The organism is Sphingomonas sp. FUKUSWIS1, from assembly GCF_000733135.1.
Taxonomy (GTDB): Bacteria; Pseudomonadota; Alphaproteobacteria; order Sphingomonadales; family Sphingomonadaceae; genus Sphingomonas; species Sphingomonas aerolata.
This window is the reverse complement of sequence record NZ_JPJC01000037.1, coordinates 1-16,147: the sequence shown is the minus strand read 5'-3', so window position 1 is coordinate 16,147 and position 16,147 is coordinate 1. Positions and strand designations below refer to the sequence as shown.

The 16,147-nt window shown below is 61.7% G+C and carries 13 protein-coding genes and 1 tRNA gene; 4 read left to right on the top strand and 10 right to left on the bottom strand.

Annotated elements, in window-relative coordinates:
- On the bottom strand, positions 1-833 hold an 833-nt coding region (locus sphsw_RS03445), incomplete at its 3' end, for a peptidylprolyl isomerase (RefSeq protein ID WP_042466479.1).
- Positions 834-921: 88 nt separating this feature from the next.
- Here sphsw_RS03445 and sphsw_RS03440 point away from each other — a divergent pair.
- Positions 922-1,012: transfer RNA gene (locus sphsw_RS03440), tRNA-Ser, on the top strand.
- A gap of 326 nt (positions 1,013-1,338) precedes the next feature.
- Here the strand turns inward: sphsw_RS03440 and sphsw_RS03435 are convergent.
- The 7 genes from sphsw_RS03435 to sphsw_RS18230 all read right to left on the bottom strand — a co-directional run bounded on the left by sphsw_RS03435 (position 1,339) and on the right by sphsw_RS18230 (position 10,471).
- Positions 1,339-1,794 (bottom strand): Csu type fimbrial protein, encoded by a 456-nt coding sequence (locus sphsw_RS03435; RefSeq protein ID WP_052380822.1) that lies wholly within the window; start codon positions 1,792-1,794, stop codon positions 1,339-1,341.
- Entirely contained in the window at positions 1,791-4,133 is a 2,343-nt protein-coding gene (locus tag sphsw_RS03430) for a fimbria/pilus outer membrane usher protein (RefSeq protein WP_081874101.1), read from the bottom strand. The genes sphsw_RS03435 and sphsw_RS03430 overlap by 4 nt, the downstream gene beginning before the upstream one ends.
- A gap of 18 nt (positions 4,134-4,151) precedes the next feature.
- Complete coding sequence (locus tag sphsw_RS03425; RefSeq protein ID WP_081874100.1) at positions 4,152-4,892, bottom strand: fimbrial biogenesis chaperone; 741 nt, start codon at positions 4,890-4,892, stop codon at positions 4,152-4,154.
- Positions 4,892-5,455, bottom strand: a complete 564-nt coding sequence (locus sphsw_RS03420) for a Csu type fimbrial protein (protein ID WP_235188271.1) — start codon at positions 5,453-5,455, stop codon at positions 4,892-4,894. The genes sphsw_RS03425 and sphsw_RS03420 overlap by 1 nt, the downstream gene beginning before the upstream one ends.
- A 539-nt stretch (positions 5,456-5,994) precedes the next feature.
- A complete protein-coding gene (locus tag sphsw_RS03415) occupies positions 5,995-7,116 on the bottom strand; it encodes a GGDEF domain-containing protein (protein ID WP_031439374.1) in 1,122 nt (373 codons plus the stop codon).
- A 377-nt stretch (positions 7,117-7,493) separates the two neighbouring features.
- Complete coding sequence (locus sphsw_RS03410) at positions 7,494-7,880, bottom strand: hypothetical protein (protein WP_031439373.1); 387 nt, start codon at positions 7,878-7,880, stop codon at positions 7,494-7,496.
- Positions 7,880-10,471, bottom strand: a complete 2,592-nt coding sequence (locus sphsw_RS18230; protein WP_052380818.1) for an ATP-binding protein — start codon at positions 10,469-10,471, stop codon at positions 7,880-7,882. The genes sphsw_RS03410 and sphsw_RS18230 overlap by 1 nt, the downstream gene beginning before the upstream one ends.
- Positions 10,472-11,155: 684 nt before the next feature.
- Between sphsw_RS18230 and sphsw_RS03400 the strand changes: the two genes are divergently transcribed.
- Together sphsw_RS03400 and sphsw_RS03395 are read left to right on the top strand one after the other, a co-directional pair.
- Positions 11,156-11,527: a response regulator gene (locus sphsw_RS03400; RefSeq protein ID WP_051916249.1), complete on the top strand. Its 372-nt coding sequence runs from the start codon at positions 11,156-11,158 to the stop codon at positions 11,525-11,527.
- Positions 11,527-13,824, top strand: coding sequence for a sensor histidine kinase (locus tag sphsw_RS03395; protein ID WP_031439371.1), 2,298 nt, complete (start codon positions 11,527-11,529; stop codon positions 13,822-13,824). The genes sphsw_RS03400 and sphsw_RS03395 overlap by 1 nt, the downstream gene beginning before the upstream one ends.
- 288 nt (positions 13,825-14,112) lie before the next feature.
- Here sphsw_RS03395 and sphsw_RS03390 read toward each other — a convergent pair whose 3' ends face one another.
- A complete protein-coding gene (locus tag sphsw_RS03390) occupies positions 14,113-14,454 on the bottom strand; it encodes a VOC family protein (RefSeq protein ID WP_042466477.1) in 342 nt (113 codons plus the stop codon).
- Between the two features lie 348 nt (positions 14,455-14,802).
- On the bottom strand, positions 14,803-15,471 hold the full coding sequence (locus sphsw_RS03385; RefSeq protein ID WP_031439370.1) for a TetR/AcrR family transcriptional regulator: 669 nt from the start codon (positions 15,469-15,471) through the stop codon (positions 14,803-14,805).
- Between the two features lie 144 nt (positions 15,472-15,615).
- Between sphsw_RS03385 and sphsw_RS03380 the strand changes: the two genes are divergently transcribed.
- Positions 15,616-16,147, top strand: a 532-nt coding sequence (locus sphsw_RS03380; protein WP_031439369.1) for a TonB-dependent receptor plug domain-containing protein, incomplete at its 3' end; no start/stop codon positions are given.

The following is a 16,147-nucleotide window of genomic DNA, read 5'->3' as shown; positions in this document are numbered from 1 at the left end:
AGCGCGTTGCAGATGTCCGCACCGCCCGCCGGCACCGTGAAGAACGGCGGCGTACGGTTCTCGCGCCCCGCGATCCAGGCGGTGAAGCGCGGGTTGCGCGTCGCGCGGTACTGGAAGTGCGGGCGGGTGGCGGCGGGAAGGTCGCTCGCCAGCCGCGCCGAGACGATCGGGCTGCGCTCGGCGGGGGTGGCGTAGAAGCCGAGCTCGCCCGTCCCGCGCGGCAGCGACGACAGCCACTCGATCCCGTCGACCACCCGCCCGACGACCGCGATGTTGCGGTCGAGCGCGCGCGGCGCATGGCCGATGACGGTGTAGAGCTCGGCGCCGCTGCCGACGCTCGGCGCCAGATCACGCGCGACGCCGACCATCCCGTAGCAATGCGGCAGCCATTGCCGTGCGCCCGAGCCGGCGAGCGGCCAGCCATCCGCGCTGTAGCCCGCCCATTCGGCATAAGGATCGCGCTTGGCCAGCCGCGCGACCGCGGCCGGCCCGGCCAGGTCATATTCGGCGGCGATCCCGTCCGCGACGCCGGGGACGAGCGGCTTCTTCTCGGTCGCATCGCCCCATTGCGCGACATAATTGTCCTGCACGCGGTACACGCTCGTCGCGCTGTCCCACCAGCGCGCGCGGGCGAGCGCGCGGATATTGGCGACATGCGCGGGGGCATAGGCAGGTGCGAGTCGGAGCGTAAAGCCATGCCCGTTCGCCAGCGTGAAGACGAGGATCTCGTCATCGGGCACCGCCACCCAGTCCGACGCGACCGGATCGGACGGCAGCGGTGTCGGCACCGGCGTGGCTTGGGCGAGGGCGGCGGCGAGAAGGGCGGTGATCATCGCTGTGAGACTGCCCGAGTGCCGCCCCGCACGCAATCGCTTGCGCCGCAGCCAAACCCGCTCTAGCAGGCGCGTTCCAGAGCAATGCGGAGCGGTGGCCGAGTGGTCGAAGGCGCTCGCCTGGAAAGTGAGTATACGTCAAAAGCGTATCGAGGGTTCGAATCCCTCCCGCTCCGCCACCACCCTTTGGATCTAAGCCCAAAGTTGCGATTAAGTCGCCGGGTTCCCATAACCGTTCCCCGAGAGCGCGCGTGCTTGAAGCCGAACGTCACCGCACGATTTCCGCGGATATCGCTGGCCGTGGTTTATGTGGCGTTAGGCCGCGCCCCTATATTGCGTACGGCCTATGCTCAGAGCTGAACGGTAAAACGGTGGAAAGACGCCCCTCCGCTTTCGGGCGGCGATTGCCGTGAACAGCTGTTCGTTCAGACGATGGGTTACGGGTTTAGTCGCCTGATCCATCCGAGATCGGACGTCTTTTCCAAGGTAGTAAATACGTGATCACTCAATAGCTTACTGTAATTATGATCGTATCATTATAGGCTCCGGGGCGGGGCGAGAGATTGGCGGGGATTCTTCCGTAAATTTGGTAGGTCGAACTCCCGCCAAGCAACGGGATGATATCGAAGGACCGCACGGTGGAGCTCCCGCCCGACCCGTCGCCCCAGATCTGCGTTCGCGCCGGATCCGCATAAAGCTGATAGGGTAAGGTCGCCGTTCCAGAGATCATGCGTCGCGCCGTATAGCTGCCATCTCGTCCCGGGCTGAGCGCGATCGTGTACCCGCCGAGACCGGAGAGTATGGAGCAGTTGATTGTGATCGTGCCCGTCGCGTCGTCCGGCGACGTGGCAGACCCGTCATAGTTCCCGAACGCGATCCCGCTCGCCGATACCGAGCATCCCGCATCCGCGACAGCCGGTATCGCGAGGCAGAAGAGCGCGAACAGCACGCGGGCGATCACGGGGCTGTCTCGACACAGGAAAACGGGCCAAGCCGCGCGAGACCCCGGTCCTGCGCAGCGACGGACAGTCCGACACGGCAGCGCGTGCCGTCGGGGCGCGCGACGTTCAGGACGGTGTGCTGGTCGAGCCCCTCGACGAAGGTCTCCCCGTCAAAGCCCAGGGGAAACGTCGCCCCGGACGCTTCCAGCGTGACGGTGCTTCCCGGTGGAAGTGGTCTACCGCTTGCGTCGACCAGGACCAGCACTGCGCCATTTGGTCGTTTGATCGGAAACCTGAGGACGACGCCTGCCCGATCCTGTGGCCGGACATCGCGTTCCCCGGTTGCGATCACGGCATCGGGCGGCAGATCGGTCGGCTCGATGGCGAGGTGATTCACCTGGAACGCCCGCAGGTCGGTCACCATCAGCTTGCCCGACCGGCCGGTTCGGCCGGCGACCCTGTTTTCGTGCAGCACCCGAACACCTGCCAAACCCTGCGTGTCGACAATCGCGAAACTGTCGTTGATCGTATTCGACAGGAATACCGAGCCATCGATTGCGGACACGGACCCGCGCGCCTGGGCACGGATCGTCGTTGCACCGTTGGTCCGATCGATCCCGGCGGCCAGCCATCCGATGCGGGACCGATGTTGGACTTCGACAAACTGGCTGTCGATCGCGCCGCGCCCGATCGCCGCCTGATAGCCCCATGGATCGGCCTCGCTCGTGCCGCGCGCCGCCTGCAGCTGGCTTTGCCAGCGGCCGCCTTGCATCTGCTGATCAACACTCGCCTGACTCCGCCGTCCGAAGGGAAGCGACAGGCCGAACATGATGCTGCGGCCGCCGCGTGCGCTGGTGTCGTGCGAGCCGTTCGCGTAGATCGATACCGGTCCCCGCTGCACGCTGTAGGTGACGGACGCCAGACGGACCGCGGAGCCGCGGCCAAACATCGCCGGCGCGCCCTTCAGCCTTTCCCAGGCGACGTCGCCTGCCTGATCGAGTGCGGTATAGCCGAGGGACATCGTACCGGCCGGACCCATTGCAAGCGCAATGCTGGCATTGGTCTGCCTGCGAATGGCAGGATAGCCATCGCTTGCCGCGTTGTCGCGAAAGTCCTTCGTCGCAAATCCGTGGGACAGCCTGAGTGACACCAGTGAGTCGCGGTGTTCGATTTGCGCGACACAGCGCACGCCGTTCCCGTCCCGCCCGCTGCTGGCCGCGCAATCACCCGTGGCGATTGCCAGGTTGGCCAGGTTTACCGACACGCCCGACCCGATGAGCGCCGCGCTGCGGGTTGCTTCGGCATAGAGCGCCGCCGTCAGCCGAGGCGATACGCCCCAGCGGTAGCTGCCGCTTGCCGCGAACTGTCCGTAGGCGTTGCTCTGGCTCCCGAATTGATGCCGGATCATGCCAGCCTGGACAGCGAACGTGTGCAACCCGGGTGCGAGCAGAGCATTGCTCGCATAATAGGCCACCGTCGTCCTGACGGATTGTCCCAGGGAATTCTGGAGGTTCAGCGAGACTTTGCCGCTGCCCGTCTGCACCGGCACGTTGCGGATCTCGAAGGGACCAGCGTCGATAGGCAGGGATATCGCGGATGTGTCGTTCACAAGGATGTCGGCGATGGTGGGAACGACCGCGTTGCCACGAAAATCGGGCAGCGGCATCGTGATCAGGTCGGGTCGCAGCGCGAAGTCCGAACCGAATTGGATGCCGCCGAGCCGGATCGCCCGTTGCGAGTCCGCTCCCGACGTTATGAAGTCGCCCAGCCTGAGCCGCAGCAGGCGGTCGGGCAGCGAAACGGTGTAGTTGAAATCAAGCCTCGTCGCGCGATAGGTCGTCGTCGTCCCCGAACGGAATGCGGTCATCAAGGCCTGGGCAGCCACAATCCCATGACCTGAAAAGACGCGGGCATCGAGGTACGCGGAAAGGGCCTGGCGACGAGCATCGCCGGTCACTGTCGTGTCGTAGTTCAGCGTGGAACCGGTCCCGCTCTCCACCGCTCCGGCCATGGCAGGATCGGCAGCGGCCGAGATCGTCGTTCTCACCAAACGCGCCTCGGAGGCGGTCACGTAGAGTCGGCCTGTAGCCTGATCGACGCGCCATTGGAAATCGCGGTCGGCGACGATGTCCGAGAGCTCTTCGCTGGGCGTCGTGCGCGGCGAAAGACCGAGTTCGGCGAGTTCCCTGGGCGATGCCGCCAGTCCGTCGCCCCGCAGGACAAACTCGCCGATTTTCCCGGTCGGGCGCCCATTGATCCAGACCTCCAGCAGCGTCGGTGCGGGAGCGGCCCCGGCATGGTCAGCGAGGCAGATCATCAGGAGAAATCGACAGGTCGATCGGAGGGCTTTGGCGCGCATCGCACGGTCCCGTCCCCGCTACCGCGCGAGGGCAACGGTGATGGGGCCCTTTCCGCCGTCCATCGTCAGTCGATAGCGGCCATCCGCGGCGGCTTGGATGGGCATGTCCTGGACCGGAAGTTCCCGCGTAGCGCCAGCCAGCAGATAGGGTGAACCACCGTTCTTGACGGCGATCGGCGCGCCGTTCGTGTCGCGCAGGACAACGTTGCGCAGCGTCTCATGGCGCGCTCCCGGATTTTCGAGCACGAGCACTGCGTCACCGTCCCGGTGCGCCAGCCGAAATCGAACGCCGGGGTTCGCCGGAGCGACGGGCTCGACGAAGATCGGCATGGAAATGCGCAGGACCATACGTACGGCACCGGGTTCGGACGCGCGCGGGATCTGATCGAGGATCAACCGGTACGTCAGTTCCTTGGACGTCGCCTTATGCCGCACGAGCACCCGGAAGACCTGGTTCGAATGGGGTAGGATCGTCACGATGCGGGGGCTGACGACCACATCGTCGGCCGGTACAAGGACATCCTCGGGCTGTTGCGTCCAGGCGAAGGGCCGGATCTGGACCACCGTTTCCTCAGCGCCATCGTTGCGAACCGTCAGGCTCGTCGCCTGTTGCGAGGCGGCAAGATTGAACGTGACCGGGCTCACCGACAGGGATTGTGCGTGAAGCGGGGCGATGCCCGTTGCCAGGACGATCCCGTATCCGCCCGCCATCGACCAGCGACGAAGCCTCTCGAAGCGAAAAAAACTTCCCCGGGCCATCAGTAGGTGATCGTTGCGGTCAGAGTATCCGAATAGGCTCCGGGAACGGGCAATTGACCCGCCGCAAGGCGCCCATAGACGGTAATGGCCTGAGCGCCGCCGTTGCCGGTGCCCGAGACCGTGTCCGTACCGATCGTCGTGCCCCAGCTATTGGTACGCGCACTGTCGCGATAGACGGCATAGGCGAGCACATCGACGCTGGGGCCGTTCATGTACCGGTTCGTTACGGTCGCCCCCGTGCCCAAGCCTGCGCTGACGCCGATGGTGTAGGCGGTGGTATCCGTGCAGGTCGCGGTGATCGTCGAAGTCGCGTCGGTTTGGGCCCCGGTATAGGTTCCGAACGTCAGCGCGGTCGCCGAAATCTGGCAACTCGACACGACGTTGGCCGTCACATTGAACGTCGTGTTCGCCGTCGATGCGCCTGCCGAGCCATTCGCCACAACCATGCATAGGGGAATGCTCAGAACGCGAGCCTGCGTTTTAAAAAAGGCTGTAGTGGTGTGAAGCGACGGCCGACCTATGCGCAGTGACGCAATATGCCGGGCCAAGTTCTGCGTAATCATAAGACGGCGACCTTTCTCAAGCAATTATAGAATGCCCGCCAAAGGAAGGGCGTCAGCCTCAGGAAAAACGTCACCATTTATATGCGGGGATCCATCACCGGTGGCCCTAACCAACTGCAGATTGTTGCGAATTAGGAAGTTCTTCAGAGTCCACTTGGACTGAGGAGTCTGGACGGTAATTCTTCAACTCGTCGTACTGAAGCGCTTTGTCGCTTAAAAAGAGTGGCTGAGATGTATTTAGCATTTGTCCAAATACGTGCGCGCCGCGATCAACCCGAAAGGCGCCGATTATCATTCTCGCAGCCGTTTTAACCAACGGCGGCCTCCCACCGACTGCCCTAAATCGGACGCGCCGCTTTCTTCTCGATCACGGCGGCCATGAGGAAATATCAGCCGCCAAAAGCCGTCAGCGCGAACAGGGAAATGCTTGAAGTCGGGGAGCGGGGAAGGTGGCAGAGATGGCCGGATTTGGTTCGAGTATGTCAGTGTAGTGCAAGCAATGAATCAGACGCGCACCGTCCGCAGGTCTCAAACTTGACTTACGCGACCTTGCCGAACCCGTCACTGAAGCACCACGTGCCTCGCCCCCTCCGCTTCGCGTCGTAAAGCGCAACGTCAGCGGATTTCAGGATTGTTTGTATGCTGTCGCCGTCGCCGGGATAAAGCGCGATGCCGATGCTGAAACTTAGGCTCATCTGTTCTCCGTTGAAGTCGACAGCAGGCTGGACGCCATCGACGATGCGACCGCATGCCGCATCGATATCGGCGGTGCTGCCGACGTCGGGTAAGAGTATGGCAAACTCGTCACCGCCGAGCCGCGCGACATGGGTCAACTCGCCGACGGCAGCACGCAGGCGCTCTCCTGCCGCGACGAGGAGCGCATCGCCAGCATCGTGGCCATACGTGTCGTTGACGACCTTGAAATGGTCAAGATCGATCAGGAGCAAGGCGAACCGGGACTTTTGACGATCGGACAGTGCGATGAGATTGCGCATGTGTCGTGTGAACTGTCGACGATTGGCGAGGGAGGTAAGTCCGTCGAAATATGCCAGATATTCGAGCTCGTCATGAGCTTTGCGTAGCGCCGCATCGCTCCGCCAGTTTGCCCGCACGCTTGCGAAGATATAACTGATGCAAAGACCCGACGCGATTGTCGACGTGAGAGTGGTAAAATAGCTTGCTGGTTCGACCAGCCAAGGCAGCGCGAGCATCGCGCTGGCGGGAACACCAACCTTGAACGCCACTATCGACGGAGCGCGGAAGGCAAAGGCCTGGGCGTGGATCAGCTGCGAGATCAGCATGACGATAACCGCTGAACCTATATCAGGTACCCTGCTCCACCACAGCAAAACCGGCAAGCTCGTCCACGCGATCGTCGTCATGAGTGCGGAGGCAATATAGTTGAGCCGCAGCGGCAGGCGCACGCCATCCGGTCGCGCCAGCAGGATACTGCATTGCCTGCACCACAGCTCCGCAAATCCGACAAAGCTGATCCATTGTATCGCAGCGCGAGAGCCCAGATGGGTGAGCAACAGCAAACTCGCCAGAGCGGCGATCACCAATCGCGGCAACAGCGTTTTCAGGCCGTCCAGCGCCGCCCCATCGAGCCGATGGTCTCCCAGCCGTTCCAGCCAACCACGCGATATCAGATCGCGGGGCATGATCACGTGTTCCCTGATGCCAGCACAGCCAGGATTGGACGAATTCGGTCGCAGGGGCAGTGCGTAGTCCTGTGCCGCCGATCGTGATGGTAGGGAAAAGCGCCGACATGCATGCGCGCATTATAGGACAGCGTGAATCGATCGAGATAACGACACCGAAAAGTTCACTGATCGGACCTTGCCATCCAAGCTGCAGAAATCACCGGTTTTTGCATTGATCCAAGAACGGCATGAAATCTAGGCTTCCGCCGATGCAAAAGGCTGATGCATCTGGGACGCCCATGCAGTGGCTGGTTTTCCGGGGTGCAGCCCTAAAAGTGGAAAGTTCGCTTCCTCTCCATTCCCGACACTTACAAAAAATCTGACGCCAAAAGCGGTCAATCGCGGCGCATGAATATCCAGTAGCCGCCCGTACTGGCAGACTGGATACGCACCGTCAGTTCCCGGTCGCGGTCCTCGAAGTCGCCGACGTGGCTGAACTCCAAATCGAGCACGCCCGATACCCGGGCACGCTCGACGCGACCGCGAAAGTCGGGATTGTCCATACAGGGGGCGATCCTGCTGAAGAAGTCGAGGCCGAGGCGGTCATGATTGCCGGAACCCGACAGGCGCCGCTCTGCCGCACTATAATATTCGACCTTGCCATCGTCGCCGATCCGGATTGCGCCATAGGGCAAGGCGTCGACCGTTTCGCTTGGTAGCGCCTCTATCGCCATCGCCAGCTGGGGCTCGTTGAAATCGGGTAGCTCACGGGCGTCAACCATCATCGTTCCCCCACCGCTTCACGTTCGATGACAACCGCACCGACGATATGATCGACGACGATCCCGTCCGACGAGAAGGGCAGCAACAGCCGCTCGAATGTTTCCCTATACCCGTCACCAAGGTTGATACGGGCATATTCATGCGATGGCTTGCCGGTCAGCGCGCAGCGGCGATAGGCCGCCTCGCGGGCCGCGAGGCTATCGTTGCCACTGACCGGCATCTCGGTGGCGGCGATGCTGTGCGGTACAGCGTTGCGCAAGGTGTCGCCGACCAGCGTGAAGGTGAAATGGATCGGCACCTTCCCCAAGTCGATCTGCGCAACCACGATCCGGTGCGGCTCGCTGCATGCATTGATCGTGAACGTCTCGAACAACGGGATGACTTGGCCTGCGCGGATGGCGCGCCAGTGGTCGAGCAATGACCGGGTGCAATCGGACTTCAGGCGCAGCGTCAGCCGATCGAGCCGCTCGGCATCGGACGCACGCTGGTCCCGTGCAATCAGGATGCGGCGCAGCGCATAGTGCAATACGGCGGGGTTGAAGGGCTTCTGCACGACCGTCTCGCCATCGAGAGCGGCTTCGTTGGCGATCCCCGTCATGAACAGGCAGGGAATGTCCGATCCCGACGCGCGCACCTGCGCGACCAGGTCGTTACCGGACATGTCCGGCATGTGGACGTCGGTCACGAGCGCGTCGATCGCCCGCGTCCGTAACTCGAGCAGCGCCGCCTGTGCGTCCGGCGCGACGATGACTTCGAAGCCGTGGTCAGACAATCCTTCGGCGATCATGGCGCACAATTCGGCGTCATCATCGACCAGCAGGACCGTTTCGAAAGCGCGCCCGATCGCGTTGACACCGGTCTCGTCGCTGCCGGGTGCAGAATCGGAACCGCCAGGATCAACGGCACGCGGCAGGAAGATCGAGAATGTGGTTCCGTGGCCGGGGCGGCTTTCGATACGCAGGGCACCGCCCGACTGCTCCACGAAGCGCTGCACCATCGCGAGGCCCAGCCCGGTCCCCTTGCCGCGCGCCTTGGTCGTGAAGAACGGCTCGGTAATCCGCTGCAAGGTATCGCTGTCCATGCCGGGACCGTCGTCGGCCACGACGATCCTGATCGCGTCCTGGCCGTCCAGTTCCAGCGGAAGATCCGCTGAAGTCCGGGCGCAATTGCTGACGGCGATATGCAGGTGGCCGCCGCCATTCATCGCATCGCTGGCATTGTTGGCAAGGTTGAGCAGCGCCGACTGCAATTGTGTCGGGTCTGCCAGCACAGGCCAGAGATCGTCATCGCAGTCGATCGCGAGCGCGACGTTGCCGCGCATGCCGTGCCGGACGAGGTCGGACATCTCGCCAATCGCGCCGGCTAGGTCGACACGCTGCGCAACCACATCCTCCTGGCGCGCAAAGGCGAGCAGCTGTCGTACAAGCGCAGCACCCCGCTCGGCCGCGCGCTGACCCATCGTCGCAATCTGCTCGATGCGCGGGTCGTCATTGCGGTTCTGGATAATTGTAAGCCCGCCGATCACCGCGCCGAGAATGTTATTGAAGTCGTGCGCGATGCCCGACACGAGCTGACCAACCGCTTCGAGCTTTTGGCTTTGCAGTTGCGCAGCCTGTACCGCTTCGCGCCGCTCAATCTCGGCCGTGAGGCGTTCATTGGCCTGGTTCAGTGCCGCAGTGCGAGCACGGACACGACGCTCGAGGTCAATATTCAGGTCCCGCAATTCGGCCTCGCGGCGACCCAAGGCCCGCGTCCCGTACTCCTTGGCGATGAGATCATGGAAATAGCAGACGATGCCGTAGCATTCGTCCGGTAGTGTCACACGTTCGATCCGCCAGCCATATGCCTCGCGTGCCTCGATATCCGCGCGCTGTTCCGGCGTCGTTGCCGCGTCATACGCCATGCCGGTGTCGAGCGTCTGTCGGAAGCGGGCTATCGCTTCGTTAACAAAGGGCTCGGGCAAGAGAGCGCGAAGAACGTCGGCGAAATCGCGGCCGATCAGCGGATGGACGTTCTCGAATACCATCCGGGCGCCGCGGCTGACCACGCGCAGCCTGAAATCCGCATCGACCAGGCAGACCCCGAAGGGGTTGTTCGCGATCAGCGCTTCGAACGTCTCGATCTGGCGGCGAAGCCGGCCTTTCTGGGCCTTGTCATGCGTGATGTCGCGCATGACCGATACGAAGCCGGTGATTTCGCCCCGCTCATCGCGCGTCGCGAATGTCGAGCGCTGGACGTCGATGATATCGTCGGTCTTCAGATTGACGAGCTGCATCTCGCCCTCCCACACGCCGTCCCGCCTTGCCGTCGGCACGACGACCTCGTCGACGAGGTGGCGTTGTTCTGGGACAACGTAATCGGTCAGCCGCATCGGGAAAATGTCGGCCGCCTCGACTCCGATGAGGCGTCGGCCGGCCGGATTGAGATAGGCGAGTCGACCGCCGGCATCGCAAAGGCTGATCAGGTCGCCGGTGTATTCCGCCATCTGGATCAGCGCGGCGCGTCCATGTGGAACCGCCTTGAGAAAGTCGGCGCGGCGCCCCTTGGCGAGAGGCTCGATGCTGTGACCGTCCTCGTTTGCGTCTTCCATAAAGGGCTCCCTGCCAGCGGGATCGATCCGGATGCGAAACATTAACCCTATTTCGAGGATGGCACCATATCGGTTGTGGTTCTTGCTAAAATCTGTTGTATTTTGGGAGTCGCACTCGGCCAGCTAGATCCAGCCCGACGGGCCGCGCGCGTCTCAGCGCACAAAGCGTCGCATGAGATTGCCAGCCTATCGAAATGGCACTCGGCGCTATCGCTGCTGGAATAGGGCGGGCCTCGGCTAACACCTGAATGCACGGCTGAGACTGTCGATCCTGCTCCCAGTCCCGGACGCTCAGCCGCGGTTTCGCGCGCGCCGGTACCGGACATCTGTTTATGTCGGCTTCGTGCCGACCCCTGAGAGAAGCACGAATCCCGGGTGACGATCTTAAGCCCAGCAGAAAAACGGCTTTTTGTATTGGTTTAGCTACCGTTTCGTCAGGCCTTCGCACTTGCTGTGGCGGAGAGAGGCCTGCCTCTGTGACGTAGACCGCGAGAGAGACGCGGCCATTCGTAGTCGGCAGCGCATCTGCTTGCGAGAGAAGTGTTGCGGCAGCGCCGTACGAGCGGGGACGTCGCGATTAAGGCGCAGGCTCATCAACGTCGACGTTTATTCACGTCGCCATTTACACGTTGAAAACTTCGCGTTCTTATCTTGAGCTTGCGTCACCATTGAAAGTGCCCAACAATGATCTTGGTCGTCGAGGACGAGACCGACGTCCGGGAGGAGTTGGTTGAAATGTTAGAATTGCGCTCGTTCGCGGTTAGCGGCGCAGCGTGTGTGGCCCTTGCGCTGGAGAGCTTAAAGCAAGGTTCCAGCCACGTAACCCTATTGACGGACCTCCGCTTGCGAGACGGCAGTGGCCTTGACCTGGTCCGCGCAATCCGAGCCGACCCTGACCTGCGGGCAAAGGTGAACACCATAATCCTGATGACAGGCCACACCGATCTGACCGAACAAATAGAGCATGAAACCAAGAAGAAGGATCTTCATGTCCTTTTCAAGCCAGTCGACTTAGAATTGCTCCTGTCACTGCTTACACAAGACGGGCGGGGTTGATGAATGACATCGTCAACCGTTTACGGCACGGCGGCGAGTTTCAGCTAGCCGCAGAGCCGCTACGGCAAATGACCGTCCAGGGATGGGCTCTGACGATCGTCCTTTTGGCCGTGGCCATCGGCGCGAGTTCCTTCCGCATTATTCTTGCGCCCGGGTTCGAAATGTATCTAGGCCCCCTTTTCTACCTTCTCGCATACAGGTTGGGTGGTCTGCGGCTAGCCATTCCCATGGTGCTGCTAACGATGGCGTCATCCTGGTTCTGGTGGGGCCATATCTTTACCATCGCGCTGGCGCTGGGGCATGTAGTTTTCATCAATTGGACCCGCTTCGCTGGCTCTTCACTTGCCATCGCCACCGCCGTCTTTTTGCTTACCATCGGGACGGCGGCGGGGTTTCTATTCCTGCGCATCAACTACGATGCGTCGCTGACGATTTTCGCGCTGACGATGATCCGCAAGCTTCTCAACGATGTGTTGATGGCAGCTTTGGTCGATCTAGCGCTGTCACTCTTCGTCGTGAACCTTCCAGCCGGTCGGGTCTCGCTCCGCCGAACAATCAGCCTCGCCCAGCTCCTGCCGGCATCCATAACACTCATCGTGCTCGCGTGCGCGCTCGTCATGTTTGTCAGCAGTGTCCGGCGCTTTCCGGAAGAATTCAAATCCTTCATGGCCGAAACCGCGCGTCTGGCTGAGGTGCGGATCGGTCGCGGGCTTGTGACCGGAAATGGGTTCTTGGGCGTGGCAAAAACGCGCAATACAGGAAGGCATCCCCAAAAACTGCTTATCTCAGACAAAGAAAGCAGTCTGCGCTCCGCACAAGCAATGCAGCTTTTCGGCTGCACACGGATCGATGATGGATCGAAAGTGACGGGGCCGAACGACCGCAATACGTTTGCCTACTGGGTTACCGCGTGTCAGCTCGGCCGTTACACGTTTCCTGACCGCAAATATTTCTATCTCTACTCAACCCGACCCGCTGCCGAGAGTGCCTATCGCGTCGTGCTTCTAGAGATGCTCGGCCTGGGCGTCATTCTCGTCGTGTCAATCTTGCTGCAGCTGCTCATCACGCGCGCCCTGCGTCGTTCGCTGCAGGCCTGGAAGCAAGTCGCGGAAGGGTTCGGCCAGCCTGGCCTTTCGCTGCCTCAAAAGCTCACGTTCAACGAGTTCGACCGCCCGATCGCAGCTATCGTCACCGCGAACAACAGCTTTGCCGAGTTGGTGCAAGAGCGCTTGCGAATTGCCCGGGCATTCATCGAACTCAAAAAGGAAATGGACCTGAGCCTTGCGGCGGACATCCGCTTCGACGCTGCCAAGGGCACCCTCGCTTTTCTGGACATGAACATCGAACGGGTTGCACAGGAGCGGTCCGAAGCAATCCATACCAATGATTGTCTAGCTTTTGCGGACATCTGCGATGATGCCGAGGCGTTTGTCGAGTTTCGGCTCGCAGACCAGGAATCGAGTGATTGGTATCTATTCGTCGGTCGCGACCTCCTGGCTCCCGGCCATTGGCGTTCGGGGTGGTTGGTGCGCCTCCGGCAGTCGAAGCTGGCGCAGAATCGGATGCTTCAGCAGGCGCGTCTCGTCGAGCTCGGGGGCATGGCCTCAGCCCTGAGTCATGAACTCAAACAACCTCTCTTCACCATCTCGCTTTCTGCCGAGAATGGCCGTTTGTTGCTCGATCAGGCGAGCCCCGATGGCGCGGCGCGTGCTCGCGACAAGTTTGATCGGATCAGCGAACAGGTAAACCGCGCACGCGATATCATTGCGCGCATTTCGCGCTACGCTCGGATCGAGAATGACAGCCCCGAACCGCTTGATCTGGGCGACGTCGTCAGCACAACCTTGTCCTTCATGCGGCCGTTGCTGATCCAGCACGATGCCGGCGTGAAAATGACGTTGCCAGACGGGCCACCGGTTCTGCTCCTCGCTCCGCGCGTCGGCCTCGAGCAGGTGCTCGTCAACGCCATTCAGAACGCGGTCGACTCCATCGCAACGCGACGCGAAGCCGAGGACGCCAGTCTGACCGGTGCCGTCGAACTGGAGGTAACTGTCTCAGAGAGCGGCGTTCGAATCAGTATTGTGGACAATGGCGCCGGGCTGTCTTTGAGTCATCCGGACCGGGCATTCGATGCCTTCATGACCACCAAGGAGACGGATCGCGGGACAGGTCTTGGCCTTTATATCTCCCGGCAGATCGTCATGGAAATCGGCGGAAAGATCAGCATCAGATCGCGCGAAGCTCCGGAGCGAGGTGCGATCCTGACCATCGATTTTCCCGATTTCGTGGCTATTTAGCCTATCAGGCTTCCATTGGAGACGGTGGATCGAACCTGACCGCCGCGCTGCTGACGTTGAGCCTGAACAAATGGCCGTTCTTCTCTCATAGCGTACGTTCCGCGGCTGTTAGTTGCGGTAGAATCGCACAGCAGAAAGCGATTTCGCGTTCGCGGAGCCGGGTCGCGCGCCACCGCAATTCTCGGCGAGCGTCCGAAACTGCCCATTTCTTTTGAGACGGGCCTACTTTGATGAAGACTCGGCCTTCGGCTCCCACAACTCTATCTTGGTCCCATCCGGATCAACGATCTACGCAAATTTCCCGCTTGCGTCGGTGTCATCCCTTTTGAGTATCGCAACGCCCTTTACTTTCAGACGATCAACGAACGCGTCCAAGTCATCTACCGCGAAATTAAGCATGAACTCGCGCTTTGAGGGTTCCATATAGTTGGATCCCTCCTGAAAAACATTCAGAGTGAGTACTGGCGGGTGCTCTGGCGCGTCATAGCGCAGAGCGAATCCGCCCCACGCCTCAACTTTGATGCCGAGAACATCACGACACCACGCCATGAGGGCTGTCGGCGCTTTGCTGTTAAAGAAAACGCCACCGATACCGGTAATTCGACCGATCGGCTCTGCGGAGATAGTCATGGGCGTCAACGCAGCCAAGACGGCAACGACTGATAGTAGCCTGCGGATAGTCGGCACAGCATTAGCTCCCCCCATCGTTGCTGGCACGATGTTATCGGCGTGCGGATCGCCTGGGAATTCTATTCCCGATCGACCATTCTCTTTGCAGAAAGGGGCAGTCTCGCAATATCGGTTATTGCGGTCCGCCTTCCCGAAAGCGGACCGCCAGCAATCCTTCCCATCATGACGTTCATGGTCGAACACCGGACAACGAAAGCGGCCAGCGCGGAGATGAACGAATGATTGAAGTTGGGGAGCGGGGAAGTCCGCGCGAATGACCGAATATGGGTCGTGTACCCAATCGGCCACTCAAGTCTTGACCTCGGACATGGCTCGGTCATCCGGGCTGCGTAAGATGCCATCTTTCAGCATGTTTGCGACGACCTTCGCGATCTCATCTGGTGTCTCGTCTTCGCTCCAGACGCCGTAGCGAAGCCCCAGGAACACGTTCATTCCCATGATCGCCCAGCCATGGACCTCGCTGACGTCGCCCTTGACCTCGCCGCGGTCCGCCGCCTTTCGCAGGCGACGCGTGATCCGGTCCGCCGTGGTCGCATAATGGAGGCGAAAGCTCTCTGGATCGACGAATTCGGACTCGTCGATGATCCGGTAGATTTCCTTGTGGTCACGGACGAAGCTGATGAATTCGCGAAGCCCCGCCTGCTCGGCCGCGATCTGATCGGGTGCGGACAGGATCGCCGGGGCGACATGATCGCGAACCTGGTCCGACATGTCGCGGACGAGCGCGCGGAACACCGCGTCCTTTGAGTCGAAATAGGTGTAGAAGCTGCCGAGCGCGACTCCGGCGCGGCGCGTGATGTCGCTGATCGAGGCCTGGTGGAACCCGTTGTCGCCGAACTCGATCGCGGCGGCGTCGAGGATCGCGCGCATCGTCCGGCGGCCACGCTCGGTCCGCGGTGCCTTGCTGTCGCCGATGACCGCCGGGTCTGACGGCGTCGTCTCCTGCGCCTTCGCCATTCTCGTCTGCCCCTGATACACAAGTTGAATACTGGTTCAGGTTTCAGTATAGACTGGAGCCAAGGCGCACAACCCGGATCATACCGGGCGCATCACGCGGGCGCCGCAGGAGGGGATGACACCGTGGCACAGCCGAAATCCGTCATGATCTTGTTGAACGCCAGTGTTGCACTCGGCGCGTTGCTGGCGGGATCCGCGTCCGCGCAGACGCAACCCGTCGCGCCGGCAGCAGACGCGGCTCAGGCCGGGCCCGTCATCGAGGAGGCCGGGATCGACGGCGATATCGTCGTCACCGCACGCCGCCGCGAGGAACGGCTGCTCGACGTGCCGATCGCGATCACCGCGTTTACGGGCGCGCAGCTCGAGGCGTCGGGGGCGCTCGACGTCACCGATCTCGCCGCTGTCACGCCGAACGTCACGCTGGAAACGTCGCGCGGCACCAATTCGACGCTCACCGCCTTCATCCGCGGCGTCGGCCAGCAGGATCCCGTCGCCGGGTTCGAGGCGGGCGTCGGCATCTATCTCGACGACGTCTATCTCAACCGGCCGCAGGCTGCGGTCCTCGACATTTACGACGTCGAGCGGATCGAGGTGCTGCGCGGGCCGCAAGGCACGCTCTATGGCCGCAACACGATCGGCGGCGCGGTGAAATACGTGACCCGCCGGATCGGCTCGG